This window comes from Thermococcus sp. CX2, from assembly GCF_012027555.1.
GTDB lineage: Archaea > Methanobacteriota_B > Thermococci > Thermococcales > Thermococcaceae > Thermococcus.
In genome coordinates this window covers 37,756-61,764 of record NZ_SNUQ01000005.1, presented here as the reverse complement: position 1 = coordinate 61,764, position 24,009 = coordinate 37,756, and the positions used below count along the sequence as shown (strand labels likewise).

Below are 24,009 nucleotides of genomic sequence, written 5' to 3'. Positions count from 1 at the left end.
TGTTCATGCTTTTCGCTTTCCTTATGTTGGTGCATCCTCATTTCTTTGTGTTCTTTATGGGTGTGCTCTTTGTGCATTTCTTTTTCATCTTCCATATAACTCACCACCATTAAGTTTCTAATTTACAGAATATATTTAACCATTTTTCATACAAAATGGAAAATCCGAGCCGGACAGGTGCACGAGAAATAAAGAGAAAAGTTGAGCTGACCCCTATTCTCTCATCATGTTTTCTATTTCCTTCAATCTTTTTCCGGGTTCGAGTTCCCTTTCAGCCGAAGATATCATGAGACCCTCTGCGGCTTCTATTGTCTCAACATCAAAGTCTCCAGTCAAAATACTCTCACTAGTCAAGTCTATCATGGTGTTAAGGGCTTCCTCAATGTTCTCAACCTTCCCCATCGCCTTCTCAAACTCTACCTGAATTTTCGCGACATCCTCTGCACCCGGTCCTTCCGCTATGCTCCGAACAACATCCTTGCTGAACTGGATGAAAGTGGCTGAAACTTTAACAAGCTCCCTTTGGATCTCAGCCTCTTCCATCAAAAGGAGCAAACGCTTTGCCTGCTTTATTCTCTGTTCTAAGGCAAGGTACTTTACAGCACTTCTCTTAAGAAGAGCTTCATCCCCAAGCTTTGCCGCTTCTTTTCCCTGGAGGAAAATTTTCTGTTTTAAATTCTCGAGATTGTTTATATACTGCTTGAGAGCCATCTTGGCTTTCCTCATCCTAACCTTCCGCTCAATCTCTTTCTCCTCTTTAGACTTCCAGAACCTAACCATCTAAACCACCCTCTCGAAACACTACAACAGTCACATTGTCCTTCGTAGCTTTGAGCGCCTCTCCAATCAACCTTTCTGCGATATCTTTCGGATCGCCATTTGATGCGATCTCCGCAATTCTATCCTCCTCAATGTAATCATGCAGTCCATCTGAGCTTAACAATAGAACATCACCTTTCTCAAGCTTCCATTCGTAGAAATCAACGCCAAAATCAATGCCAAGAGACTTCGTTATAACGTTCCTCATTGGGTGATGTTTGGCGTCTTCCTCCGTAATTGTTCCATTATCAAGTAGTTCCTGCACGATGGAGTGGTCTTTAGTTCTCTCTACTATCTTGCCACTTCTAATCAAATAAGCTCTGCTGTCGCCCGTGTTCGCTATGATGGCCTTTCCGCCCCTAACGAAGGCCGTGATGAGAGTGGTTCCCATCCCCTCCCTTTCTCCAACGGCATTCTCATTTATGCGGTCGTGGGCAAGTCTGTAAGCTTTCTCAAGAAGGGCTTTAACTTCTTCCTTGCTCATTCCCTCTTTGTATCCATCCTTAAGGACCTTTTTTAGGGTTTCAACAGCGATTTTTGAAGCAACCTCGCCAGCGTTATGACCGCCGAGGCCGTCGGCTACCGCGAAGAGATAAGCATCGGGGAGTTTGAGGAGGAGCATATTGTCCTCATTGTTCTCTCGTCCTCCAACGTGGGAGATACCGCAGGCTCTCCCATCAATCTCGGTAGTAACCATCTCCCCTTCGCGCGCCCTGCTTACGACGTTGAATAGCTTTCGAACAAATTGGGCGTTCATCCTCCGAACTCCTCCGCCCACTTCTCATACCTCTCGATATCCCTCCGAGTCAGAGGGCTCTTAATCTTCTTGAACGCTTCCTCAAAATCCCTCATCTCCAAGGGTCTCGTCCTTAGAGACCTTTTGCTGAGCTCATGGAACGGCAAATTAGCCAGTTTGTACAGGTCTCTGTTCTCTTCTCTAATCATGTTCCATATTGCCTCTTGGCATAAGTTCCTAATATCCCTTCCCGAGTACAGTCGTCTAACGCTCTCTTCAGCAATTGCATCCAAATCGAGCTTAGAGATATCCAAACCCTTAGTATTGATCTTTATAATCTCCCTCGTGGCCTTCTTATCTGGTAATGGAACATAAATCCTCTTTGGAAAACGCGAGAGAACGGCCTCATCCAAGTCCCACGGAGTGTTTGTTGCAGCCAACGTCAGCACGAGCACATCACTTCCCTTGTCGTAAAAACCCTCCAATTCAGTTAAAAGCGTTGAAAGCATTCTTCTCGAGGCTTCACTTGTATCGTTGGAGCGTTTTGTGGTTAAAGCATCAATCTCATCAATGAAGACTATGCTTGGAGCGTTTTTGCGAGCAACCTCATAAATGGCTGTGATTATCTTGCTTGACTCTCCGAAGTATTTGCTCAGGACGTTAGATGCCTTAACATTGAAGAAGGTGGCGTTTAAGCTTCCCGCCGCCGCTGAAGCTAAGAGTGTCTTGCCCGTTCCAGGAGGACCGAAGAGAAGGATACCCTTCCAAGGCTGGATTGCTTTGGGCCTTTGTAAGGCCGAGATCACTATCGTCTCCATCATCAGGACTTTTACTTCATCTAAACCACCGATGTCGCGCCAAGTGACGTTAGACTTCGCTATTAGGTTCATAGCGTACTCTTTAAACTGATCCTCTTCATCTTCATCCTGCTGGGTTCTTTTTCCTTCAGCGCTTACCACAGCTTTCTTACCATACTCTCCTTTCTCAATTTGTTCGGCCACTTTCTCCCACTTTTTTGCCTTCTTGAGGTAAAATTCACTATTATAGGGCACATGCCTTGCAAGCTCCCTCAACAGGGAAGCACACTTCAACGCTTTTTTTCTTGCGGTTTCTAAGTCATTTTGAGAGAGAGCCCTATCGAATCCCTTTTTCGTTTTTTCAAATTCATTTAATAATGGGCCTGATAAATCCACGGGCATTTTCAAGCCTCCTTAAAGCCAAGCTTTATTTTGTGAACGATGATCTCGGCCTTTTCAATAAGCTCGGGTGGAACGTCCAAGTTGTTCTCCAAACGGAGCTTGAGCTGTTCTTTCAGCTTTGAGAGTTCCTCTTTAACGTCCCCCTTAGCGTAGTAGGCCAAGTCCTCTGCGTATTTGATACTGTTAACTAAATCACCGAGCTTCAGATAAAGGAGGAACAGCTCTCCCGCATAGTATGCACTTCTTGAGAAGTCCCTAACCGAGATGCTCTTGTTAAGGTTCTCCTTGTAGTTAAAGCCCAAAATCTTTGCCAAATCTTGTTGGAGCTCTTCAATGGACTGATAGCGTTTGTCTTTTTCCTTTTGGAGGCACTTCAATATAATTGGCTCCAGTGCCTCCGCATCGGGGTTGATCTGGCTTGGGGGAATAACTTCCTCTAACGTGATCTTCGAGGCAATCTCCACGAAGTCTTCTCCCAAAAATGGGGGTCTTCCTGTAACCAGCTCGTATAAAACAGCCCCCACCTGCCAAACGTCCGTTCTTTCGTCGGTGGTTCCGAACTTTCCGCTTATCTGTTCCGGAGCAGCATAGAGAGGAGTGAAGCTAATCGCTAATGTAGTCTTGCTGTCCTTCAGTAGCTTGCTCAGTCCCCAGTCGCTGATCTTTGCTTTTCCATTTTTGAGAAGGATGTTGGATGGTTTTAGATCCCTATGCACTATGCCCTTAGAGTGGGCATATTTAAGCCCCTCACAAACATCGAAAATTATCTTTGTAGCCTTTTCAATGCTCATGGGCTTCTCGACTTTAGCTAAGCTCGTCTCGCAGTACTCCATTTCCAAATAGGGAACTGGGAAGATATTGTAATCATAGAGCTCAACGATGTTTGGATGAGTTAGGAGCGACCAGTTCCGGACCTCCTTTAAAAATGCCTTTCCTCCTTCTTCTGTCAGACTGATGGGAACCTTAATAGCGACCACGGTCCCATCCATTTTCTCCGCCCTGTAAACTCTCGCAAAGCCTCCCTCTCCAATGGGCTCAACCTTCCGGTATCTGGAGAAGAGTGCCTCCAGCAGGGAAGATGATCCGTGATGGGCTGGAGTCTGAGCAGGAGTCGGGACTTCCGCAGGTGCTTCTTTCCTTTCAGGCCTTTCAAACACGTTGGTGGTTACTTTCACCTTTGCACTCACGAGACCAGAGCGGACGATGACCTTGGCATCGACTTTTCCGATCTTTCTCGGAACGATTTTAACAGTTCGAGAAACGTATTCGCCGGGTCTGATGCTCTGGAAGTAGACCCTCGTCGGGCTGATGTCAAAGTACTTCCCGAGGTTTTCAAGGTCAACCTCGACGTTTATCATTCCAAGGGTTCCGTTCCTGAACCCAACGGTCATGTAGCTCTCCTCGCCAGCATGGAGCTTTTTGGGTATGTCAACTATGAGGGACTTTCTGAGGATGTCTTTCATGTCCTCCCTCGGCGCCCGTGGCGGCTGGGGTGGAATTGGTCTTGGCGGGTACCTGCGTTTGTACTTATACGTTGACTTGAACGCGTCTTTGAGCATGTGCCTTATGAAGTGCCCGAACCACGCTAAGACTATTATAGGAACTATGAAGCTGCTTGACCTGCCAAAGATGAACGATACAAACAGCACTACAAGGAACAGCTTCACCAGACTTTCGACTATGTCATCGTCCATGAACCAGTGACCCATGTGCAACTCCTATCCCTCCACTTCCTCTAATTCCCACCACTTCGCACATCTGTTAATTCTTTTTAGTACCACTCTGTAGTTTCCTTGGGCAATACTTTTTAGTTCTGCAAAGTTTAAAGGGCAAGACTTTGACCAAAATGGAAAGTCACTCCACCTCTGTCTCCCTGGCCTTCTCCTTCGTGACTCTCTCGGCTGCAATTTCAGGTTCGAGCTCCCCTTCCTTAACGGCTTGAATTGTCCTCAATATCTCTTGCAGCTCCTCATCTTCCTCAAGCTCGACCCCCGCTCCCAATGCTTGGTCAGTGTACCCGAGCATCTTGTTGAGGTTCTCATTTATGTTTTGAGAATCAAGCTGCATGCTCACGAGGTGCTTCTCAAGCTCCTCTGGGGACATTTTCCTGAGGAGCTCCCACGTGGGCGTACCCTTCAGAAGAGCCTCGTTCTCCTTGATTATCAGAAGGTTGCTGACAAGCATGGCCTGCTTGTTCAGCTGGGCGTGCGTGTTCTGCAAGCTCTGCTTTCTCTTGTTCAATGTTTTGATCTTCGTGGCTATCGTCAGCTCTTCACTCTTGCTCCTCGCTTTTTTGGCCTGTTCAAAGAGCAGTGCGATTTGTCTATCCATCTCTGCGATTTCGTCCTCAATCTTCTTAATCTGCATGTCCAGCTTTACCTGGTTTTCCCTGAGCTTGTCTATGGGAATATCAAGGGGATTCTTTCGACCGAAAAATCTGGAGATAAGGCCCATTTACAGCTCCTCCTCCAAGTCTTTTGGAAGTTCTTTTGAAGCTATTTTAGTCGCTACCTCATCTACGTCGGCTTCTCCTGTTTCTACCTTGGCCCATGCTTCCATTAGCTCCTTCTCCGTCTGGTCTTCCGTTGCTTCAAACTCAGCAATCTCCATTTCGAAAACGCGGTTCAAGCTGCTGACCATTTCATCGAACTCTTTCCCATCTAAGCTTACCTTCACGAGAACATTCTCAAGCTGTTCAGGCTCAACTTTGCTGAGCTTTTCCCATATCCCGATTCTCCTGAGCTCCTTCTCGTACTTCTTGACAACTATTAGATTCTTGACAAAAGTGTACTGCCTCTGGGCTGTCATAAAATCTCTTAGCTTAAGCTTCTGCTCCATATCAAGACTTTTTATCTCCTGTGCGAGCATCTTCTTCTTTAGCACATCGGCTCCAATGCCTTCTTGGAAGAGTTGCTTCTTTTTCTTTTCAATACTGTTTATTTCCTTCTTTGTCCGTTCCAACCTGTTTCTTAGTCGAATTTCTTCTTCCTGAAGCTCCCTTAGGGAGAGCTTTTCGATTGGGTTCTTCCTAAACCTATCTAATATCTTCATGTTCAACACCTCATTTCCTCATTAATACTAAACCAAACCCGTCAATATACTTCACAAGATACTTGCCGTCCTTGGCCATTTCATAAAAGGCCCGTTTAACGTAGTTCTCATCCCCACAATCCAAACATTCGTTAAGCGGCAAGTAATCCTTGCCGGCGATTTTCTCCTCCACACATTTCTTCACTTGCGCATAAAGCTCCTCATCAAGCTCCAAACGCACCAGCGAGAGCAGTTCTTTGGCGTATTTGTCGTTGGGGTTGTAGATCAGCTCGCCGCTCTCCATATCAAGGAGGATTAAGGATACATTCTCAGAATAGAAGTTCTGGTGGAACTGGTCTGAGTTCACGTACTTTCTGATCTTTTCTTCAAACCCTAAAGGCGAAGCTATTAAAAGGATAGTTCTCCTGTCCTTTGAGGAATCCCTCGCGTCTACCAAGTACATATTTACATCGGCGAGTTCTAACGGGTCAGTATCAAATCCATATTCGGCCAGCTTATCAACCCTTGTTAGATAACGGGCATTTATCAAGATCTTTTCCTTCCTTCCGAGGAGCTTTTTCTCTTTTAATAATATTTCAAGGTACCTGTTTTCGGGGAGATTCTTTAAGCTTCTTTCATCAAGCTTGTCACTAAATTTTGAGGTGTCTTCACCCTTCTTCTCCTCCATGCGCTCTACGACATATTTTTTACCCAAAATCCTTATTTGTTCATTGAATTTGCTTTTTGTTCTGCCTAAGAAATTGAGCTCCTGGATTTTTGCATCCTCCCTTACAACCAAGCGAGAACCTTTCTCTATGTTTTTAGATGCCCTAAGCACCTCCTCAATTTTCTTTTTGAGCTCTGCATCTTTGGCTGAGAGCTCCATCTCTTTTTTCCTGAGCTCCATTTCTTTCTGTTTCAGTTCTAATCCCTTTCTTCTTATCTGCTCCTCTAGAGTTTTTACCTCTCTCATGATGTTTTCCCTGGCTCTTTCGAGCTCTTGTTTGAGTCTCTCTTGGAGTTCCTTATCTTTCAACTCGAGGAGTTTTTTAGTCAGAGCTTCTTTCTCCCGTTCAAATCTTTCTATAAGCTCTTGTTTTTCCCGTTCGAGTCTTTGTATCTCCTCTATGCTTGACCTCGATATTTCTTCCGCTATCCGCCTTTTTTCATCTTCAAAAAATTCTATTAATTCCTTTATGCGTTTTTTAAGCTTCTGCACTTTTTCTTCGTATACGAACTTTACCGCCTCAACTTCATCTGCCTTCTCCTTTTCCCAATCCTCGAGTAGTGTTCTAAACCAACTGTACTTGTTCGCCTCATTTATGGCCTCTTTGATTTTCTCTTTGTAGCCTCCCCAGGTCCTTTTGAGATAATACCTAAGGGGCAGCTTTATTTCGGGATTTTCTAGCTGTTTTTCAATCCACTTATCAATTCCGAGGTAGTAAGTCTTTAGCAGTTGAAGAACTTCAGGGTCTCTTCTATAAAGCTTGGTCAGGAAATCTTCTTTTGTTGTTATCTCAAACACGTTGTACTTTAGAATTTCATCTATTATCATCAATTCGTAGTCTGAGAAGCGTTTTTGTGCTGGCGGGAAGTCTTCGTTGTTCTTCTTAAAACTCCACGCCAGTATTGCCAAAGAAGCTTCAAATTTTGCCCTGAATGCATTATCCAAATCCTCCAAAAAATCTCCACAGTGTCCATTTAGGTACTTTTCATAAGCTTCCGTTATCTCGTTCCAAAGCCTTTGTCTTGTATTAAACTCTTCTACCAATATATCCCTCCCCTGCCTCAGAACTCTCTCTGATGGTCTTAAGAGACTTTTAATGCATGAAATATCTCCTTCTTCAAAGATCACCATAGAATCACCTCACAGCAGTAATGAAAGCTCCTCCCGGAGCTTTTTGGCCATATACTCAACTACTTCTCCATACCCCATAAGCGAAATGACTATCTGAGTCTCATTCGGGCTTTTTTCCTCTATCTCTATCCTAATCTCAACCCTTCCCTTTTTTGTGTATGCTCTGTAACTCATTGAGAAGTCATCTGAAGAAACGTAATATGCATTGCATTTGGATAGGATGTATCTAAGCAGCTTTCGCACAATCTGAGGATTTTCGTTCGTTATATACTCCAATTCTACTTTGTTAGGAGCTACTTTTGACTTTAGGTCTTCTTTTTTAACGTGGTACACTTCGACTTTATCTGACGAAGGGGGGTCAAGTTTTGACAGAAGCTCTTCAGCAAATTCGGAAACATTTTCCGTATCAATTATGAAGGTGATACCCCTTAGCTTTGAAATCTTGGCCCTTTCCGACCACTTTTCAAGGAGATATTCGATACGCTTTCTCTCAGCGTCGTTTCCATAGCTAATAATAAAGAGATGCGGCATCGGAATTTTCACCCCACTTATCTTTTTGGACACTCGCTCCCTTCTACAGTGCTTTTCTGCTTTTACATATATTACTGCATTTATGGAGCATATAAAATTTTCGGCAAAATGGAGAATATGAAATTCCTCCATATGATGAAGTCACCATTAGTTGGATCATTGGATAATAAATTCCTCATAAATGGAACATTCGTAAGTTCAAACGATGGAAGGAGAGAGGATCTAAACCCCACCAACGACCCTCTTTAATATTTCTTCAACCCGACCAGCGACTTTCAGCAGCTCTTCGTTCCCGGTAATTTCCATCGCCCTCGTCGGCAACAGCAAGCTTACGTAAGTTTTTCCACCTTTGACGTAGACTAAAATGTTGCATGGTAAAAATGCCCCGCTGTCATAGTCGATTCTTATGAGCTGACTTGAGAATTTTGGATTGCACGCACCTAAGATGACATACTCCTCCATGTCCAAACCAAGCTTCTCTTTAAACAGCTCATCAACCCTAATCTCGCTCAGTATTCCAAAACCGTCCTTTTTTAATTCCTCTTTGACTTTATCAACAGCTTCTTCAAAGCTCAGATTGGTCTCTTTCTTGTAGACGTACATTTCGTAATCACCTTACTTGGTTTTCATATTATTTTCTATTTTGAAGCAATAATTAAGATTATTATTGCCAAAATTGAAAGTCAAGAAAAGGAAAGTTTCCAAAGTGAACATTCATAACTACATAATAAGGTTTAGAGATTTCACAAATAATGAAACCACATAGACTTGAGAAAATATGGGGGTAGCAAGAGAGTAGAGGAGCATGGCAAGAGTTCTTTAGCAACTCTACGCATGAGAACACCTGATAAAAAGAGGAGCAGTCCAAGGACATTCATTAAACTAAAGTGATAGTCCCCTCTAGTCTCCATAAAATCCCAAAAAGTAACAGTCAAGCCAGAGAAAAAATAAAGACGCTGGAATAATAAAAACAGCAGTTACTTCATAGATAGTCCTCTCTAGGAGGGACAAAGAAATCTATTACTATCGAGTCTTCCAGTGCGTCAACGCTATGCTCCATGCCCGCAGGTATTGAATAACTGTCCCCAGCTTCGAGAATTTCATCATATTCACCAAATCTCAATCGAATCTTTCCAGAAACAACATATCCACTTTGCTCATTAGGGTGGCTGTGAAATGGCACGTGGTCGCCAGCCTTATAGTGCATCTTTGTAATCATCGATTTTTCACCAACAGCCAACACATCGAACGAAACTCCCTTAAACTCCCTCTTTTTAGCATCCTGCTTTTTTACTATCTTCCCACATGGCGCCCTTGGTTGTGTAGTCTCCTTTGCCTTGTATCTATCCTTTTGGTTGAACAATGTTATATCCTTGTAACCTTTCTTAATCTTCGCACTGTGCTTGACGCCTTTGGGAATAAAATATGTGTCGCCTTTTTTGAAAATGTATGTCTTGCCGTCTATGGTTAATTCGATTTCCCCATCTAGCACAACTCCCCACTGTGCTTCGTGAGAATGTTCAGGAATTTCCACATCCTTTTCAAAACTCATAAAAACGATTTGCTGGTTTTCTCCTTGAAAAAGGTATGCATGCAGCCCATCGATAAGAATATCAGCTTTTGGTAAATTTGTAATTATATCCGGAAAGAAGTTCTCTTTTGGCATTTTTACCCCCTCCGTGCTCTTGTTGGCTCAAAGAGTATATAACATTGTTGTATTTGTATCATTCATTTGTTTACTCCTTTACGGTTTAGATGGTTTTACCGCAATAACGATCTCTCCCGGCAGCCCAAATAACCACACTCTCCCTTTGTACTTTATCTCAAATCCGGCCTCTCTTATTGATTGCTCAACATAAATTGGTCTGCAGTCAATATATTGGGGAAATTTTTCGTGAAGCCACTCATAAAGCCTCAGCAAAACATTCCCACCTTCTTTTGACATGCTGACAACTCCAAGCCTTCCATCGGGTTTTAAGACTCTCCTAATCTCATTAAGAACTTTCGGAATCTCCGGTGTGTCAAAAAGTTCAAGGGTGAAGCTCATGAAAACAGCGTCAAACTTGTTATCTTCATAGGGCAATTTTGAGGCGTCTCCGCAGTACAGCTCGACCCTATCCAAAAGCCCAGCTTTTTCAAGTCTCCGTTTACTAATTTCCAGCATCCCAGAAGAGATGTCAATACCGTAAACCTTCCCCTCATCTCCCACTAACTCAGCCATTTTCTTCAAGCAGTGCCCTGTTCCAAAGCCAATCTCCAAAACAGTTTCTCCTTTTTTAATGTCCAACAGCTCCAATGCCCTGTCCCTATATTTTTTCTCCAAGAATGCAAAACAATCGTAAAATCGGCTGATCTTATCATAAGCCTTTTTTGCCTGAGCCTTGGTTCTATATACCCGTAATACCTTGCGGTTTTTTGAATTCATTCTGTTCGCCTTTTGTAGTTCGTATCTTAAATTATTTATAGCTTGTCTCAAGCTTTATGTTCATTTATTCCTTCTTTTGGGCATTCCAAAATACCTCGGAGTGCTCTCTTTGTATCTCAAGTACTCCTCGCCGAATATGCGCTCCAAGTAGGGTTCTTCAAGCTTAACGTTATACAAGTGAATCCCCATAAGGAGTGCCACCGTAAGCAGGAGCGCGAGGAGCGAGCGTCCCATAATGGATATTCCAATGAGAGCTAAGAACCATCCTGTATACTGAGGGTTCCTGCTGTAGCGATATATGCCTGTAGTTATGAGTTTTGAGGAATCCAAACCGGACATCCTCTTGAATGAGCGGAACTCCAGCATGCCGAGAAGCATTATGACAAGCCCCACAGCAACGAGCACAGAGCCACCGATTAAGGCAGCAGTTGCGTTAATGGGCATCAGCCAGAGCCCTCCCAACGAGGCCCAGAGCACCAGAATAGAGTGGAGGGTATCTCCTATCCATATCGCCACCGAAACGCGGAGAGGCAAGGTTTTTCCCTTTTCATAGGCCCTCTTTATCCCAAACCATGAGTAGAGAGACAGCAGGAGGAAGAAAATAACGCCAAGCGCATAGAGCATCCACATCACCTCAAAATCCTCATCGCGTTGAAGACCGCTATCAGGGCAACGCCAACATCCGCAAAGACAGCCTCCCACATTGTAGCCTCTCCAAGGATTCCGAGGCTTATGAAGGCCAGCTTAACCCCAAGGGCGAAGATTATGTTCTCCCAAACTATCCTCTGGGTCTTCCTTGCTATCCTGACGCCATTCGGCAGCTTTGATGGCTTGTCGTCCATTATAACGACGTCTGCCGTCTCTATTGCCGCATCGCTTCCCAGAGCCCCCATTGCAACTCCTACATCAGCTCTCGCCAGCACTGGAGCGTCGTTTATGCCGTCTCCAACGAAGACTATCTTCTCATTCGGAGCTTTCTTTTTCTCAAGCTCCTCAATGACCTTAACCTTGTCCTCGGGCAGAAGTTCAGCATAGAACTCATCCACGCCGATCTGCCTTGCTATTTCCTCTGCAACGTCTCTGTTATCTCCCGTCACCATTATAACTTTCCTAACGCCCAGGCGCTTTAATTCTCTAATAGCCTTCGGAGCATCTTCCTTTATCTCGTCAGATATAACCAGGTATCCTGCGTACTTTCCGTTAACGACCACATGAGCGACGGTCCCTTTTACGTGGCATGTATCGTGCTCAACATCAAAGCGGTGCAGCAACCTGTCGTTGCCCACCATCACCTCAACGCCGTCTATTTTTGCCCTAACACCGTGTCCCGCTATTTCCTCGTGTTCTTTTATTTGCGCTTCGTTGATTTCTTTTCCATAAGCCTCTTTTATCGCCTTTGCAATCGGGTGGTTTGAGTGTGCCTCTGCCAAAGCGGCGAACTTAACGATTTCTTCCTCGCTGAAGCCGTTTCTCGTCTCTATCCTCGTGACCTTAAAAACGCCTTTCGTCAGTGTACCCGTCTTGTCAAAAGCTACGATTGTGGCTTTGCTGAGGGCATCGAGGAAGTTCGAGCCCTTGACGAGTATGCCCTCCCTCGCTGCTCTTCCAATCCCTCCGAAGTAGCCGAGCGGTATTGAAAGCACTAAAGCGCAAGGGCATGAGATTACCAAGAGCACCAAAGCCCTGTAGAGCCACTTGGAGAAGGGCTCTCCAAAAGCTAATGGAGGAATTAAAGCAACGAGTGCAGCTAATCCCACAACTGCTGGGGTGTAGTAGTGAGCAAACTTTGTGATGAACTTCTCCGTTTTGGCCTTCCTTGCACTTGCATTTTCCACAAGCTCCAGAATCCTCGAAATAGTTGATTCTCTAAGCTCTTTCGTAACTTTGACCGTCAAAAGACCGCTTAAGTTCACCATTCCAGAGAGAATCTCATCTCCTTCCTTAATGGTCCTTGGCACGCTTTCACCGGTCAAAGCTGAAGTATCGACGCTCGAGCTTCCCCCAATAACAACACCATCAACTGGAACCCTCTCACCGGGCTTGACAATTATAATGTCCCCTACCTTGAGCTCCTCCGGTTTGACTCTAACTATCTTATCACCGACTTTCAGGTTTGCATATTCGGCTTTTAATGATAGCAATGCTTTAATTGAGCGCCTCGACCTGTTGACAGCTATGTCTTGGAAGAACTCGCCAACGATGTAGAACAGCATAACCCCCACAGCTTCTGGATATTCCCGAATTGCAAATGCCCCTAATGTGGCTATAGCTATGAGGGAGTTCTCATCAAAGACGTTTCCATGCACCGAGTTGATGAAAGCGTTCCTCAGCACCTTCCAGCCCACTAAGAGATAGCTTGCAACGAATATTCCAAACACGAAGGCATTGTCGTAGTTGTAGTAGTACCTCAGGATAATTCCCACCGTGAAGAGCACGAGCGAAGGTATGATGAAGTAGAGCGTCTTCCGTGGGTCTTCGTCGTGATCGTGGTGGTGTCCATGGTCATTGTCGTGGTGATGTTCCTCTTCCTCAATTATCTTAACACCCGGCTCGACCTTTTTCACTATCTCTTTGGCCCTCTCCACGTCCCCTTCAATAACCAGCTCGCTCGTCGTGAAGTTGACTAAGGCGAACTCAAAGCCTTCCTTTTTCAGCGCTTCCTCAATTTCATAGGCACAGCTGGCACAGTCAAGGCCTTCTAATTTGAGCTTCTTTGGCATGCTCACTCCTCCATGTGCTTAAGCGCAACCTTCAAAATCTCCCTTATGTGCTCGTCATCCAGGCGATAGAAGACGTTCTTTCCGTCCTTCCTGTATGTGACGATTTTTCTATCCTTCAGAATCCTGAGCTGGTGGGATATAGCTGAAACTGACAGGCCGGTAATGTTCGATAAATCGCACGTGCAGAGTTCATCCTCCAGCAGTGCGAAAAGTATCTTAAGCCTTGTAGGGTTGCCTAAAGCGTCAAAGAAGTCGGAAACCTCAAGTATTGTTTCATCATCAGGCAGCTTTTTCTTGGCTTCGATGATTTTGTCCAAGTGCTCTTCATACACCTTACACACTTCCGCCATTCTCCATCACCTCTACATTTGAGCAACTGTGCAAATATTATTATAAAGGTTTCTGAACAGAAGTGAGTAGAGTCACTCCAAAGAGAGCAAATACACTCCAAAAAACATCAAAATGCCAAAGAACGCTTTAATTGTTGTGAAGCTCTCTTCAAGGACTAAAAAAGCAAAAAATGCGCCAATTAATGAGGAAGTTGAAAAAATTGCTCCTGTTTTCATGGCTCCAATTTCTCTTAGAGCAAATAGAAACAGCACGATGGAGAAGCCTATGCTGAAAGCACCGACCGTTAGTATGTACGGAAGGCTTTGAAGCGGAATGTAGGGAGGAATTCCAATTAGAGAAGCCAAAATTAATAGTGCACTCCCTCCAAACAGTCCTTTTAGTGAAGTTACCAAGAGCAGATCCCTCTTAACGCTTAGCAACTTGCTCAAATTATTGTCTATCGCCCATGAAAGACCTGCCAAGATTATTAAAATGTTCCCAAGGATGCCTTTGCTCAGCTCTATCTCCCTAAAGTTTTCCGTCGAGATCACAGCGGCTCCAATCAGGATTAAGAGGATTCCAAAAATACTTTCTCGTGAGGCTTTCTCTTTAAAGATTAAGAGAGCGATTAAAACTGTGAACAATGTTTCAGTATTGAGTAGAAGGGATGCATTGACCGCTGTTGTTTTATCAAGCCCAAACATAAAGGATAGCGGTGCCAAAAAAGAGCCAAAGAGCACTATAAAAGCTAATAGCAGGAGGTCTCGCCTTGAGAAGTATTCTTGGGTTTTAACTTTAAATTGAAGTCTTTCAAGGATTTTATCCTTAAGTGGTGTGAAGCGGAGAAGCATTAGAACTATTCCAGCCGTTAGATAAATGCTCCCTGCTACAATCATTGGATGGACATCTCTAAGGGCGATTTTGTTCAGCGTTGAGCTTATTCCAAAGAGCAGTGCTGCTAGGAGAGCGCTTACATAGCCATAATGGTGAGTCATGGTAGTAACTCTAAAATAAAGTCCTTATAAGTTTAGTTCACACGAAAAAGAGGAAGGTAATACAAAATTGCACTCTTTCAGCTAAAGTGTCACGCTAATCAGTGAAGAACTCCACGCCAAACCAGAGTCGGCAGAAAGAAAGAGCATTACCGCCAATTGATAACATTAAAATGCATGCCCCTTCATCAGCAGTATCCCTACAAAGGAAAAGTAAAGAAGATCAATGGCAGCAACAGCCGTGTCCTCTGCCATGTTTATGACCATGAGAATGCATGCCGTGCTCGTGCTTCATTCCCTCTTCCTTGACGTATTTTTCGGGATTTGCTTCAAATTGAGCTTTGCAGTGTGGAGAGCAGAAGTAGTAAGTCTTTCCACCGTACTCCACTTTGAACTCGGTTTCTTCACTAACTTCCATTCCACAGACTGGGTCTATGGGCATTTCAAGCCACCTCCGCTTCGTATCCAAACTTCGCAACCGCGCTGATTAGGTCCTCGATCTTGAGCTTTGACTCGTCGTACTCAACGACCGCGGTCTTGTTCTCGAGGCTGACCTCTGCTTTGGCGCCAATTTTTTCCAAAGCCCTCTTAATTGTCATTACACAGTGCTGGCAGCTCATGTTGTTAATCTTCAAAACAACCTTTGCCATTTCAATCACCGATATAGACTAAGCATGAAAGCTTATTGCCCTTATCTTTCCCAAAATGAGAAGAAAACATAGCAAAGGTTTCAAAAATTGAAAAATCAAAGGGAGTCAATTATCCTCTTGAGCTTCTCCTCCATGGGCTTCATGAGCTCCACTACTTCCTCGCCCGCTATTCTCCAGGCGACACTCGGCAGTCCAACGCCGACGTAAACACCATCCTCCCTGACGTAGCCAAACGCTGTGCACGGCATTAAAGCGCCGATGTTGGGGTCGAGCTTAACGAGCTCCGCCACAACTTCTCTATCGCATATGAAGAGCACGTGGTAGTCCGCAACGATGCCATCATCTCTCTCCACTATGCTCACCGGAATCCTCTCTCCCACTATAAGGAGCCCTTCTTCCTCTATTTTCCTTTTGAGCTCTTCCCAGAGTTCGTCTAAATCTCTCTCAAATCTTCGGACGTAGTAGAACTTCATCGGCATCACCTACGTCTCCACCATTATGCACTTGTGGAAGCTGTACTCAACACCTTTACTCTCCAAAAATTCCCTAATCTCTTCGCTTTCAGCACCTGGCTGGAACCACAGCTTTTTGAAGCCAGCTTCAACGGCTTCCTTTGCTACTTGGATACCAACCTTGGGAGGGACAACAAAGACTATCACATCCACGTCTTTCGGGAGCTCCCTAACGCTTCTGTAGCACTTTAGCCCTTCAATCTCATCGTAATTTGGGTTAACCGGTAGAATCTCAAAGCCCTTCCTCGTTAAATCTCTTAGAATTATATTACCGTACTTGACCGGATTCGGGCTCGCTCCTACCAGAGCAATCCTTTTGAAATTCCGTGCATCCATTTTCTTCACCCAACTTGAACTTAGATTCATCCTTTTTATACGTTGTTGGACAAAAATGGGAAAAAGATTAAACTGTGCTTTTGAGCTTGTTCTCCTTTGGGCTCAGTGCCGGTTCCCTCCCATACACCCTGAGCACGAGGTACAGGGCGAGGATGAGGTAACCGAACTGCACTATTATCCTTCCCCACTCCATAGTTACGGAATATCCGAAAAGTACGGCGAGTACAGAGCCCACCGCGCCCTTGTGATGCCACAAACTTTCACTCGGAATTCCGAGGTCGTAGGCGGTTTCACCTATGAATCCCAAATCCATTCCTTCCTCCTCAGCCCACTCTATGAGCTCGTGGGTTCCATAACCAGCCAAACCAGCCGCTACAAAAACGAGGAGTATTGAGCTGTAATAGAAAAACGTTCTCAGGTTTATCCTCATTCCAAGGCCGTATATGAGATACGCCAGGACCAAAGCACCGATTAAGCCAGCTATCAACCCGAGGAGCGTTCCGCCGAAGTCCTGAGTCGCGAAGGGCGTGAGGAACAGGACAGTCTCAAGTCCCTCCCTGAAGACAACTATGAACGTAAAGCCGATTAATGCAAGGGGACCTATTGTGTTGCTGATCCTGCTCTCTATCTCCGCCCTGATGTTTTTACCTTTGGTAGCCATCCAGTATATCATGCTCGTGATGACTATCACAGCCAGGTAGGAAGCCAGGCCCTCAAAGAGCTCCTTCTCTTCTAGGCCCCCATAGAGCCCCAGTATCGCGGCTCCGAAGAGAATACTGGCCAGCAGGGAAAGTCCCACGCCGATCCAGACGTTTTTTATCTGTTCAGTCCGGTTGGTTCTCCTTAAATAGGCAACTATTATTGCGACTATTATAGCGGCCTCAAGGGCCTCTCTGAAGGTTATGAGGAAAGCGCCAGCGTTCATTACTCCACCCCCGAAATTTTTAGGCCAGTCTAAAATCTCTCGGATAACTTATGAACTTTATCTTTGCCAAATTGAAGTTTTGGACGTAGGGGTGAAAACGCCCGCGTTCAGGAGGGAGATACTTCAACAGCAAAACCCAGTGGTTTGGATATCGAACCTGAGTTTCAGACAATTCGCAATAATTGCCCGGATATGAGCATGCCCATGTCTGTCACCTGCCTAATGTGAGAAAGAAACGGCTCAAAATTTACAAAATGGAAAAGAGAGTTAAATCTTTCCAACTAAATCGAGGCTGATCTCAAGGGTCTCCTTGCCGGGCTCCCAGCTGGCCGGGCACACCTGTCCGGGGTGCTCCCTCACATACTTAGAGGCCCTGAGTCTCCTAAGTATCTCCTTCGCGCTCCTGCCTATGCTCAAATCGTGCATCTCCATGTGGACGACTTTTCCGTCAGGGTCTATGATAAAGGTCGCCCTCCAGGAGACGCCCTCGTCCTCGATATAGGTGCCAAACAAGCGGCATATCTTTCCGGCTGGGTCGGCGAGCATCGGGTACTTTATCTTCCTGATCGCGGGGGAAGTGTCGTGCCAGGCCTTGTGGACGTAAGCTGTGTCCGTTGAAACGCTCAGGATCTCGGCGCCTTCCTTCTTGAACTCCTCGTAGTATTCGGCAAGCTCCTCGAGCTCCGTCGGGCAGACGAAGGTAAAGTCCGCTGGATAGAAGGCCAAGACAACCCACTTGCCCCTGTAGTCCGAAAGCTTAACCTTCTCTATTGCGTCCTTCTCCGGAAGGTAGGCATCTGCCTCAAAGTCCGGGACGATTTCTCCAACTTTCACCATCTTTCAAACACCTCGGCACTATGTTGGGAAACCTAACTTATATAGGTTTGCCTAACAAAGTGAAAAGTTCCAAAATCGAAAGTATTGCATTTTGAAGGGCAAATTTAAATATCTCAAAAGCGAACTTCTTTCGGTGATAAGATGAAGGTTAAGGTAGTTCTCGGAACGGCAAGGGAAGGTAGGAAAAGCGAGAAAGTTGCGAGGTACCTCGTGAAGAAGGCTCAAGAATTCAGCTGGGACGCCGAGCTGATAGACGTCCGCGATTACCTCCTCGCCTACACCCACCGCTGGAAGATCACACCGGAGATGGAAAAATATCGGGAGAAGATTCTCGAAGCGGATGCGCTCATCATAGTCGCACCCGAGTACAACGGGAGCTATCCCGGAGAGCTTAAGATACTCCTGGATACGATTTACGACGAGTACGAGGCTTTACCAGTTGGAATATGTACCGTCTCAAGCGTTACCGGCGGCGTTAGGCTGCTGATGGAGCTGAGAACCGTGTCGCTTAACTACCGCATGCTCCCGGTTGCGCAGGTTCTGTTCTACAACGTGGACGACATATTCGAGGGCGAAGAGCTAAAGGACGAGAAGTATGAGGAGAGGGTTGGAAGGCTCTTCGGGACTCTCGAAAAGTACGCGAAGGCCCTGAAGCCGATAAGGGACGAAGTAAGAGAAAACCCAGAGAAAAGGAGCGGGGAACTATGAGGTCGTAGTTGTATATCCACGGAGAGACCGCCTTAGATGGGTCGCCCAAGTCGCTGAGGGCGTTGTGGAAGAAGGAAAACCACGGATTCCTGCTTATGCTCACGCCACGAATAGCCAGTAGGTTAGGGCGCCGGCGATTCCGGAGTACTTAAGCGTCTTCACTCTCAAAACCCCGGGATATATTTGCTGTCACCTGCTATAAGCGTGTCCCATGTGAACACGGAACAAGAGAAGAAAAAGTCAGAGCAGACCCTCGATGAGCTCCGCTATGTTGCTCCTGGCCTTGCCCCTGAGGCGCTCCAGGTGGCCGCTCAAGGCCTCGCCGATGCCGTGGATGAAGAGGTTCAACGCCTCCTCCCTCTCAAGCCCGCGCGAACGGAGGTAGAAGAGGGCATCCTCGTCGAACTGATGGACTGCTGCTGAGTGGGAAGCCTCTTCGATTTCTGATGTATCGACCTCGAGCATTGGCACGCTCACGCCAAGAGATCCTTCATCCATTATCGTCATGTGCGAGATTACCCTACTTGAAGAGTCCCTTGCACTCTCGAAGACCTTCGCAACACCCCTATGTACTGCCCAACCTTTTTGATAAGAGAAGCCGTGCACTTTTGTCTCGCTTCTGCTCTTTTCGCCGTACTGGAGGATGTTAGTGAGGTAGTCAACGGCCGAGCTTATGCCCAGAGGCATTCCCCTCAGGATGAGCTCGCTCTCTCTACCTTCAAGCGAGTAGTCTTCACGGTGGTGGCTCATGAGGCCACCTTTAATGAGGGTGAACGCGTTAACTCTAGCTTTTTCGCCGAGTGATGCCCTCAGGAGGTAGTGGGACAGCGAAGAGTGCCTTCCGACGGTGAGGATTTCGAAGTCGGCGTTTCTCGCTTTAAGCTCGACCACTAGGGATTTTGTTCCTTCTTCGCTCAAATCGTAGATGATTATCGGCACCTTCACACCCTCGGCCTCTATGCTGATGTGGTGGCTGATGAAGGCCTTCTCCGATAGGTGCGATACTATCACGAGCGGCTCGAGAAGGTCTTCGGTTATCCTCAGCCTGTAGGACTTCTTCAGCGCGTAGAAGTGGAAGCCGAGGATTCTTGACTCCTCTGGACTTGAGAGGCCGAGGGTTCCCTCAGTTAGCTCAACGCCGGCTGGAAGGTTAAAGCTCGCTTCACTCCCAGAGAGGAGGACGTGCGCCTTAATCTTTACTTCTCCGGCCTTTGCCTCCGTCGGAAGCTTAAGTGGTGAGTTCTCCTCAAAGAGCTTCCACTTTGTATAGCTCTTTATCGTTGGACTGTCGCCGTACTTCTGGTACTCAAGCTTTTTCAGCTTTTCAAGGCGCTTATCAAAGGGCTTGTCAGAGAGCTCGATAGAGCGCATCAGCCAACACCTCCTACCTCGCTGAACTCCAGCTCTATGACCTTCTTGAGCACCTCGACGTACTCGAAAGGCAGCCCCTCGAGGATTTCGCTAATGAAGCCGAGCACTATGAGGCTCTTCGCTTCCTCCTCACCTATTCCGCGCGAGTTCATGTAGAAGAGCTTGTCCTCGCCGAGCTTTCCGGTGGTGGCTTCGTGGATTATGCTCGCAGTCGGCTCGTCGTTCTGGTTGTGCGGATAGGTGTAGGCCTTGCTCTTCTTGTCGAGGATGAGTGAATCACAGGAAACCGTAGCGGTCGAGTTCCTGGCGCCCTTAATGATCCTCACCAGACCGCGGTAGATGCTTATTCCGCCGTTGGCGCTTATGCTCTTCGAGACTATCTTGGAGCTGGTGTTCGGGGCAAGGTGCCAGGTCTTCGCACCGGTATCCTTCATGAAGGGCCCGTTGCTGAGGGAGACGACGTATTGGGCAGTCCTCGCGCCCTCGCCCTTCAGGACGCTCGAGGGGTAGGTGTAGGTTATCCTGCTCCCTATGCTGCCCTCTATCCACTCGACGTAGGCGTTCTCCTCTATGATGGCGCGCTTGTTGTTGAAGTTTATCACATTACGGCTCCAGTTCTGTATCGTGGTGAACTTGATGGTCGCTCCTCTGTGGGCGTAAATCTCGACCATACCGTCGTGGAAGGAGAAACCCTTGTACATCGGAGCTGAGCAGCCTTCGATGAAGTGTATGTAACTTCCCTCGTCGGCAACCAGGAGAGTGTGCTCGAACTGTCCCTCCAAAGCCGAACCTATGACGAAGAAGGCCTCGACTGGGAAGGGGATTCTCACGCCCTTGGGCACGTAGACGAAAACTCCCCCGCTCCAGAGGGCATGGTGCAGAGCGGAGAACTTGTGCTCTCCAGCAGGGAAGATCCTGCCAAAGTACCTCTTCAAGAGGTCCGGATACTTCTGCACCGCCTCCTCCATCGGCATCATGATTATGCCCATCTTCTCGAACTCGCCCTTGAGCTTCGAATAGACGCTCTCGCTGTCAAACACGGCGGTTAAGCCGGAGAGGAACCTCTTCTCTATTTCGGGAATGTTGAGCCTCTCAAAGGTCCTCCTGATGTTCTCGGGCAGGTCCTCCCAGTCCTTGATCTCATTGCCTATCTCGGGCTTCGAGTAAAGGGTAAGGCTTTCCAAGTCAAGCTCCTCAATGCCGACGACCCATTTGGGCATGGGTAGCTTATGGAAGAGCTCTAAAGCCTTGAGCCTGTGCCTGAGCATCCACTCCGGCTCGTTCTTTATCCTCGAGAGCTCCTCTATCATGTCCTTCGTCAGCTCGCCCTTGAGCTCTATCTCTTTAGGATATGGCACTGCCGTGCCGAGTATCTCCTCAAGGGAGCCAGCTTTGAGTATTTCGGCGAGTTTAGACTGCTCCATAGTCCTCCACCGCCGCGAAGCCCTTCTCCTCGATTATCTTCACGAGCTCGACTCCGCCGGAGGCAACCAGCCTGCCCTCCTTGAGGACGTGAACCTTCTGGGCGTTGAGGTACTCCAATATTCTGCCGTAGTGGGTGATTAGGAGTATTGAGGTGCCCTCGCTGTGCAGCCTATCAATTATCCCGGCCATGACTTTGAGTGAGTCAACATCAACCCCACTGTCCGGCTCATCCAGAATCAGGAGCTTCGGCCTGATAAGGTAGGCTTGAAGCATCTCAAGCTTCTTCCTCTCTCCACCTGAAAAGCCGACGTTGAGCCCTCTTGAGAGCATCGAGCTGTCGAAGCCGAGCTCTTCAACGGCTTTGAAGATCATGTCGTAAGCCTCAACTTCGTCTATTCCCCTCAGGTTCTTCAGCATCCTCTGAAGGAACTGGATGACCTTAACACCCTCGACTTCCACTGGATGCTGGAAGCTGAGGAATATTCCCTTCTTGGCCCTCTCCTCTGGCTTCATCTCCGTTATATCCTCACCGTCAAAGGTTATTCTGCCCTTCACTACCCTGTACCTTGGATGACCGGCTATGGTCAAGGCCAGAGTTGATTTTCCGCTTCCGTTGGGACCCATGACGACGTGGAGTTTGCCTTTTCCAATATCAAGCGTGATTCCCTTGAGTATTTCCTTATCCATAACTTTGACGTGTAAATCTTCCACCTTCAGCATGTCCATCACCGTCCTTTATATACCCAGTATTGGGTAAAAAAGTTCGCCTTTAAAACCTTTCTTCACAAATTTGTGTAATCAACTTGGGCCTCACATCCTGGTAGCATTTATTTGGGTCAGCTTTCAATCCGTCAAAATTTGATACTGTGATTTAGTTCACGCACAGCCCATGCAATCTAAATATTGACAAAAAAGAGAAAAATTCAGCCCCCCTGAAGAAGGAGGTTTGGAAGCTGCGGAGCTCTTTGACCGAGCTCCTGGTCGAGCATGAAAAGAACCTGCGGGCTGTCCTTTGCAAACTTGAGCTTATCAACAATCTTTTTGACACTTGCCTCTTCTTCAACCTGCTCGTTTATGAACCACTCCAAAAATGCCCTCGTTGAGTAGTCCTTCTCCTCCTCGGCCAGAGCAGCGAGCTCGTTTATGCACTTGCTTATGAACTGTTCGTGCTCGTATGCTGCCTCAAATGCTGCCAGTGGGGATTCCCACTCCTTTGGTGGCTGCTCTATTGCTTTCAGCTCGACCCTTCCGTTCCTGTCGTAGATGTAGTTGTAAAATCTGAGTGCGTGCCCAAGTTCCTCCTCAGCTTGCGCTTTCATCCAGTTGGCAAACCCTTCCAAGTTAAGGTCCTCAAAATAGGCCGCCATTGCAAAGTACAGGTATGCAGAATAAAGCTCCCTGTTAAGCTGCTCATTTAGAGCTTCCAACATCCTTTCGCTCAGCATGGGCATCACCTTACTATAGTTACGCGTTGTTACTCTAAAAGTTTTCGCCTTAGATTTTTGAAAAACTTTAAATTATTCCCTCTTTTTCCAAAATATCCAAGATTTTCAAGAATTCCTCATACTTCCCCTGGGTCACAACTCTCTCGGGTCTGAACGGACAATCACAGTATGGGTACTCTAAAAAGGCTTGATATGTGCCAATTTCCCTCGCAATCTTAACTATCTCTTCCTTGTCCATGCCCAGCAGGGGTCTGTGCACGGGGAAACGGACGCTCATGGTCTCGAAATATAGGTTCGCCAGTGTCTGCGAAGCCACCTGGCCAAGGGAATCCCCCGTAACAATACCCAGTGCACCTTCTTCCCTCGCTATCTCCGCGGCTCTCCTCAGCATGGCGACCTTGCACAGGACGCATGTCCATTCCCGCATGTTTATCCTGCTGAGGACGGCCACGTATGGTCTCAGAACTTCAAAGTGGTTCTCCACAATGAGCTCAATGTCTTTTGGGGAGTAATCATTGAGTATCTCAACGGTTTTCTCAACAACCTCCTTTGCGTGCTTTCCCTGGTCAAAGTGGACCGCCATTATTTCTGCTCCCCGCTTCATCATGAGGAATGCGGCAACGGGTGAATCTATGCCACCGCTGAGCAGAACCACGACCTTCCCCTGCGTGCCAACTGGAAGCCCGCCGACGCCTTTAATCTTCTCAAAGAAAACGTAGGCCTTCCCCTTTATAATCTCAATTCCTATCGTGAGCTCGGGGTTTTCCAGATCTACTTTCCAGCCAAATTCTTTCACAATGAACGCTCCTATTTCCCTGTTAACCTCAACAGAGGTCTTGAGGAACGCCTTATCCAGCCGCTGAGTTTCCACCTTAAAGCTTTTCGGATTCAGACCTTTCAGGGCTTCTCTCAGATAGTCTGGCACTTCCTCATAGTTCATCTCCCTCGCAGGCGAAACCGAAACAACGCCCGGGACTTTTGCAATAATCTCAGCCGCTTCATCTGGGGCATCAATGAGGATTCGTCCTCTGATCAGCCTCGCCTTTGCTTTAATCCCTTTCCTCTCTAAGGCAGCGAGGATGTTCTCTACGAGCCTCCTCTCAAACTCCCTCCTTTTGCCCCTCTTTACTGCTATCTCACCATAGCGTACCAGTATCATC

Annotated in this window: 27 protein-coding genes; 1 reads left to right on the top strand and 26 read right to left on the bottom strand. The window is 46.7% G+C overall.

The window, feature by feature from the left end; genetic code table 11:
- Positions 1–213: 213 nt before the first annotated feature.
- From E3E23_RS09110 to E3E23_RS09005, 21 genes are all read right to left on the bottom strand, one after another.
- The gene (locus tag E3E23_RS09110) at positions 214–780 is read right to left on the bottom strand and encodes a hypothetical protein (protein WP_167908144.1); all 567 of its coding nucleotides are present in this window, start codon (positions 778–780) and stop codon (positions 214–216) included.
- Positions 773–1,516 carry a PP2C family serine/threonine-protein phosphatase gene (locus E3E23_RS09105; RefSeq protein WP_167908143.1) on the bottom strand — a complete coding sequence of 248 codons (744 nt, stop codon included), beginning with the start codon at positions 1,514–1,516 and terminating at the stop codon, positions 773–775. Before E3E23_RS09105 ends, E3E23_RS09110 begins: the two co-directional genes overlap by 8 nt.
- 56 nt (positions 1,517–1,572) lie before the next feature.
- Positions 1,573–2,754 carry a 26S protease regulatory subunit gene (locus E3E23_RS09100; RefSeq protein WP_167908142.1) on the bottom strand — a complete coding sequence of 394 codons (1,182 nt, stop codon included), beginning with the start codon at positions 2,752–2,754 and terminating at the stop codon, positions 1,573–1,575.
- Positions 2,755–2,756: 2 nt separating this feature from the next.
- On the bottom strand, positions 2,757–4,463 hold the full coding sequence (locus tag E3E23_RS09095) for a serine/threonine-protein kinase (RefSeq protein ID WP_240920790.1): 1,707 nt from the start codon (positions 4,461–4,463) through the stop codon (positions 2,757–2,759).
- 145 nt (positions 4,464–4,608) lie between these two features.
- A complete protein-coding gene (locus tag E3E23_RS09090; protein ID WP_167908141.1) occupies positions 4,609–5,208 on the bottom strand; it encodes a M3 family oligoendopeptidase in 600 nt (199 codons plus the stop codon).
- Positions 5,209–5,805, bottom strand: coding sequence for a chromosome assembly protein (locus E3E23_RS09085; protein WP_167908182.1), 597 nt, complete (start codon positions 5,803–5,805; stop codon positions 5,209–5,211). It lies immediately after the preceding gene.
- Positions 5,806–5,815: 10 nt separating this feature from the next.
- Complete coding sequence (locus E3E23_RS09080; protein WP_167908140.1) at positions 5,816–7,642, bottom strand: hypothetical protein; 1,827 nt, start codon at positions 7,640–7,642, stop codon at positions 5,816–5,818.
- Positions 7,643–7,651: 9 nt separating this feature from the next.
- Positions 7,652–8,305, bottom strand: coding sequence for a hypothetical protein (locus tag E3E23_RS09075; RefSeq protein ID WP_240920789.1), 654 nt, complete (start codon positions 8,303–8,305; stop codon positions 7,652–7,654).
- A 90-nt stretch (positions 8,306–8,395) separates the two neighbouring features.
- On the bottom strand, positions 8,396–8,776 hold the full coding sequence (locus E3E23_RS09070) for a DUF302 domain-containing protein (protein WP_167908139.1): 381 nt from the start codon (positions 8,774–8,776) through the stop codon (positions 8,396–8,398).
- Between the two features lie 379 nt (positions 8,777–9,155).
- A complete protein-coding gene (locus tag E3E23_RS09995) occupies positions 9,156–9,839 on the bottom strand; it encodes a cupin domain-containing protein (protein WP_206205699.1) in 684 nt (227 codons plus the stop codon).
- Between the two features lie 78 nt (positions 9,840–9,917).
- Complete coding sequence (locus E3E23_RS09055) at positions 9,918–10,649, bottom strand: class I SAM-dependent methyltransferase (RefSeq protein WP_240920788.1); 732 nt, start codon at positions 10,647–10,649, stop codon at positions 9,918–9,920.
- Between the two features lie 9 nt (positions 10,650–10,658).
- A complete protein-coding gene (locus tag E3E23_RS09050; protein ID WP_167908138.1) occupies positions 10,659–11,228 on the bottom strand; it encodes an isoprenylcysteine carboxylmethyltransferase family protein in 570 nt (189 codons plus the stop codon).
- Positions 11,228–13,318 (bottom strand): heavy metal translocating P-type ATPase, encoded by a 2,091-nt coding sequence (locus tag E3E23_RS09045; protein ID WP_167908137.1) that lies wholly within the window; start codon positions 13,316–13,318, stop codon positions 11,228–11,230. The genes E3E23_RS09050 and E3E23_RS09045 overlap by 1 nt, the downstream gene beginning before the upstream one ends.
- Before the next feature lie 2 nt (positions 13,319–13,320).
- Positions 13,321–13,668, bottom strand: a complete 348-nt coding sequence (locus E3E23_RS09040; protein ID WP_167908136.1) for a helix-turn-helix transcriptional regulator — start codon at positions 13,666–13,668, stop codon at positions 13,321–13,323.
- Between the two features lie 72 nt (positions 13,669–13,740).
- Positions 13,741–14,643, bottom strand: a complete 903-nt coding sequence (locus E3E23_RS09035) for a DMT family transporter (protein WP_167908135.1) — start codon at positions 14,641–14,643, stop codon at positions 13,741–13,743.
- A 220-nt stretch (positions 14,644–14,863) separates the two neighbouring features.
- The gene (locus tag E3E23_RS09030) at positions 14,864–15,082 is read right to left on the bottom strand and encodes a YHS domain-containing protein (protein WP_167908134.1); all 219 of its coding nucleotides are present in this window, start codon (positions 15,080–15,082) and stop codon (positions 14,864–14,866) included.
- A 1-nt stretch (position 15,083) separates the two neighbouring features.
- Positions 15,084–15,290, bottom strand: a complete 207-nt coding sequence (locus E3E23_RS09025; protein ID WP_042681535.1) for a heavy-metal-associated domain-containing protein — start codon at positions 15,288–15,290, stop codon at positions 15,084–15,086.
- 95 nt (positions 15,291–15,385) lie between these two features.
- Entirely contained in the window at positions 15,386–15,763 is a 378-nt protein-coding gene (locus tag E3E23_RS09020) for a DUF302 domain-containing protein (RefSeq protein WP_167908173.1), read from the bottom strand.
- Positions 15,764–15,772: 9 nt separating this feature from the next.
- The gene (locus tag E3E23_RS09015; RefSeq protein WP_167908133.1) at positions 15,773–16,138 is read right to left on the bottom strand and encodes a CoA-binding protein; all 366 of its coding nucleotides are present in this window, start codon (positions 16,136–16,138) and stop codon (positions 15,773–15,775) included.
- Between the two features lie 67 nt (positions 16,139–16,205).
- Positions 16,206–17,063, bottom strand: a complete 858-nt coding sequence (locus E3E23_RS09010; protein WP_167908132.1) for an FTR1 family protein — start codon at positions 17,061–17,063, stop codon at positions 16,206–16,208.
- A 267-nt stretch (positions 17,064–17,330) separates the two neighbouring features.
- On the bottom strand, positions 17,331–17,900 hold the full coding sequence (locus tag E3E23_RS09005; RefSeq protein ID WP_167908131.1) for a peroxiredoxin: 570 nt from the start codon (positions 17,898–17,900) through the stop codon (positions 17,331–17,333).
- Between the two features lie 141 nt (positions 17,901–18,041).
- Here E3E23_RS09005 and E3E23_RS09000 point away from each other — a divergent pair, with 141 nt between their 5' ends.
- Positions 18,042–18,608, top strand: a complete 567-nt coding sequence (locus E3E23_RS09000) for an NADPH-dependent FMN reductase (protein WP_167908130.1) — start codon at positions 18,042–18,044, stop codon at positions 18,606–18,608.
- Positions 18,609–18,848: 240 nt separating this feature from the next.
- Here E3E23_RS09000 and E3E23_RS08995 read toward each other — a convergent pair whose 3' ends face one another.
- The 5 genes from E3E23_RS08995 to thiI all read right to left on the bottom strand — a co-directional run bounded on the left by E3E23_RS08995 (position 18,849) and on the right by thiI (position 24,008).
- Positions 18,849–19,979 (bottom strand): SufD family Fe-S cluster assembly protein, encoded by a 1,131-nt coding sequence (locus E3E23_RS08995; RefSeq protein ID WP_167908129.1) that lies wholly within the window; start codon positions 19,977–19,979, stop codon positions 18,849–18,851.
- Positions 19,979–21,403, bottom strand: a complete 1,425-nt coding sequence (sufB, locus tag E3E23_RS08990) for a Fe-S cluster assembly protein SufB (RefSeq protein ID WP_167908128.1) — start codon at positions 21,401–21,403, stop codon at positions 19,979–19,981. The genes E3E23_RS08995 and sufB overlap by 1 nt, the downstream gene beginning before the upstream one ends.
- On the bottom strand, positions 21,390–22,124 hold the full coding sequence (gene sufC / locus E3E23_RS08985) for a Fe-S cluster assembly ATPase SufC (protein ID WP_167908171.1): 735 nt from the start codon (positions 22,122–22,124) through the stop codon (positions 21,390–21,392). Before sufC ends, sufB begins: the two co-directional genes overlap by 14 nt.
- Positions 22,125–22,327: 203 nt before the next feature.
- Entirely contained in the window at positions 22,328–22,849 is a 522-nt protein-coding gene (locus tag E3E23_RS08980) for a ferritin (protein WP_167908169.1), read from the bottom strand.
- 67 nt (positions 22,850–22,916) lie between these two features.
- Positions 22,917–24,008, bottom strand: coding sequence for a tRNA uracil 4-sulfurtransferase ThiI (gene thiI, locus E3E23_RS08975; RefSeq protein WP_167908127.1), 1,092 nt, complete (start codon positions 24,006–24,008; stop codon positions 22,917–22,919).
- Position 24,009: the final 1 nt, after the last annotated feature.

Excerpts from the sequence above, each read along its gene's own strand:
- E3E23_RS09110 (WP_167908144.1), bottom strand. The coding sequence starts at position 780 with ATGGTTAGGTTCTGGAAGTCTAAAGAGGAGAAAGAGATTGAGCGGAAG.
- sufB (WP_167908128.1), bottom strand. The coding sequence starts at position 21,403 with ATGGAGCAGTCTAAACTCGCCGAAATACTCAAAGCTGGCTCCCTTGAG.
- thiI (WP_167908127.1), bottom strand. The coding sequence starts at position 24,008 with ATGATACTGGTACGCTATGGTGAGATAGCAGTAAAGAGGGGCAAAAGG.
- E3E23_RS09080 (WP_167908140.1), bottom strand. The coding sequence starts at position 7,642 with ATGGTGATCTTTGAAGAAGGAGATATTTCATGCATTAAAAGTCTCTTA.
- E3E23_RS09995 (WP_206205699.1), bottom strand. The coding sequence starts at position 9,839 with ATGCCAAAAGAGAACTTCTTTCCGGATATAATTACAAATTTACCAAAA.
- E3E23_RS08995 (WP_167908129.1), bottom strand. The coding sequence starts at position 19,979 with ATGCGCTCTATCGAGCTCTCTGACAAGCCCTTTGATAAGCGCCTTGAA.
- E3E23_RS09015 (WP_167908133.1), bottom strand. The coding sequence starts at position 16,138 with ATGGATGCACGGAATTTCAAAAGGATTGCTCTGGTAGGAGCGAGCCCG.
- E3E23_RS09020 (WP_167908173.1), bottom strand. The coding sequence starts at position 15,763 with ATGAAGTTCTACTACGTCCGAAGATTTGAGAGAGATTTAGACGAACTC.
- sufC (WP_167908171.1), bottom strand. The coding sequence starts at position 22,124 with ATGCTGAAGGTGGAAGATTTACACGTCAAAGTTATGGATAAGGAAATA.
- E3E23_RS09105 (WP_167908143.1), bottom strand. The coding sequence starts at position 1,516 with ATGGTTACTACCGAGATTGATGGGAGAGCCTGCGGTATCTCCCACGTT.
- E3E23_RS09070 (WP_167908139.1), bottom strand. The coding sequence starts at position 8,776 with ATGTACGTCTACAAGAAAGAGACCAATCTGAGCTTTGAAGAAGCTGTT.
- E3E23_RS09025 (WP_042681535.1), bottom strand. The coding sequence starts at position 15,290 with ATGGCAAAGGTTGTTTTGAAGATTAACAACATGAGCTGCCAGCACTGT.
- E3E23_RS09100 (WP_167908142.1), bottom strand. The coding sequence starts at position 2,754 with ATGCCCGTGGATTTATCAGGCCCATTATTAAATGAATTTGAAAAAACG.
- E3E23_RS09010 (WP_167908132.1), bottom strand. The coding sequence starts at position 17,063 with ATGAACGCTGGCGCTTTCCTCATAACCTTCAGAGAGGCCCTTGAGGCC.
- E3E23_RS09040 (WP_167908136.1), bottom strand. The coding sequence starts at position 13,668 with ATGGCGGAAGTGTGTAAGGTGTATGAAGAGCACTTGGACAAAATCATC.
- E3E23_RS09035 (WP_167908135.1), bottom strand. The coding sequence starts at position 14,643 with ATGACTCACCATTATGGCTATGTAAGCGCTCTCCTAGCAGCACTGCTC.
- E3E23_RS09030 (WP_167908134.1), bottom strand. The coding sequence starts at position 15,082 with ATGCCCATAGACCCAGTCTGTGGAATGGAAGTTAGTGAAGAAACCGAG.
- E3E23_RS09075 (WP_240920789.1), bottom strand. The coding sequence starts at position 8,305 with ATGGAGGAATTTCATATTCTCCATTTTGCCGAAAATTTTATATGCTCC.
- E3E23_RS09095 (WP_240920790.1), bottom strand. The coding sequence starts at position 4,463 with ATGGGTCACTGGTTCATGGACGATGACATAGTCGAAAGTCTGGTGAAG.
- E3E23_RS09050 (WP_167908138.1), bottom strand. The coding sequence starts at position 11,228 with ATGTGGATGCTCTATGCGCTTGGCGTTATTTTCTTCCTCCTGCTGTCT.
- E3E23_RS09005 (WP_167908131.1), bottom strand. The coding sequence starts at position 17,900 with ATGGTGAAAGTTGGAGAAATCGTCCCGGACTTTGAGGCAGATGCCTAC.
- E3E23_RS08980 (WP_167908169.1), bottom strand. The coding sequence starts at position 22,849 with ATGCTGAGCGAAAGGATGTTGGAAGCTCTAAATGAGCAGCTTAACAGG.
- E3E23_RS09045 (WP_167908137.1), bottom strand. The coding sequence starts at position 13,318 with ATGCCAAAGAAGCTCAAATTAGAAGGCCTTGACTGTGCCAGCTGTGCC.
- E3E23_RS09085 (WP_167908182.1), bottom strand. The coding sequence starts at position 5,805 with ATGAAGATATTAGATAGGTTTAGGAAGAACCCAATCGAAAAGCTCTCC.
- E3E23_RS09000 (WP_167908130.1), top strand. The coding sequence starts at position 18,042 with ATGAAGGTTAAGGTAGTTCTCGGAACGGCAAGGGAAGGTAGGAAAAGC.
- E3E23_RS09090 (WP_167908141.1), bottom strand. The coding sequence starts at position 5,208 with ATGGGCCTTATCTCCAGATTTTTCGGTCGAAAGAATCCCCTTGATATT.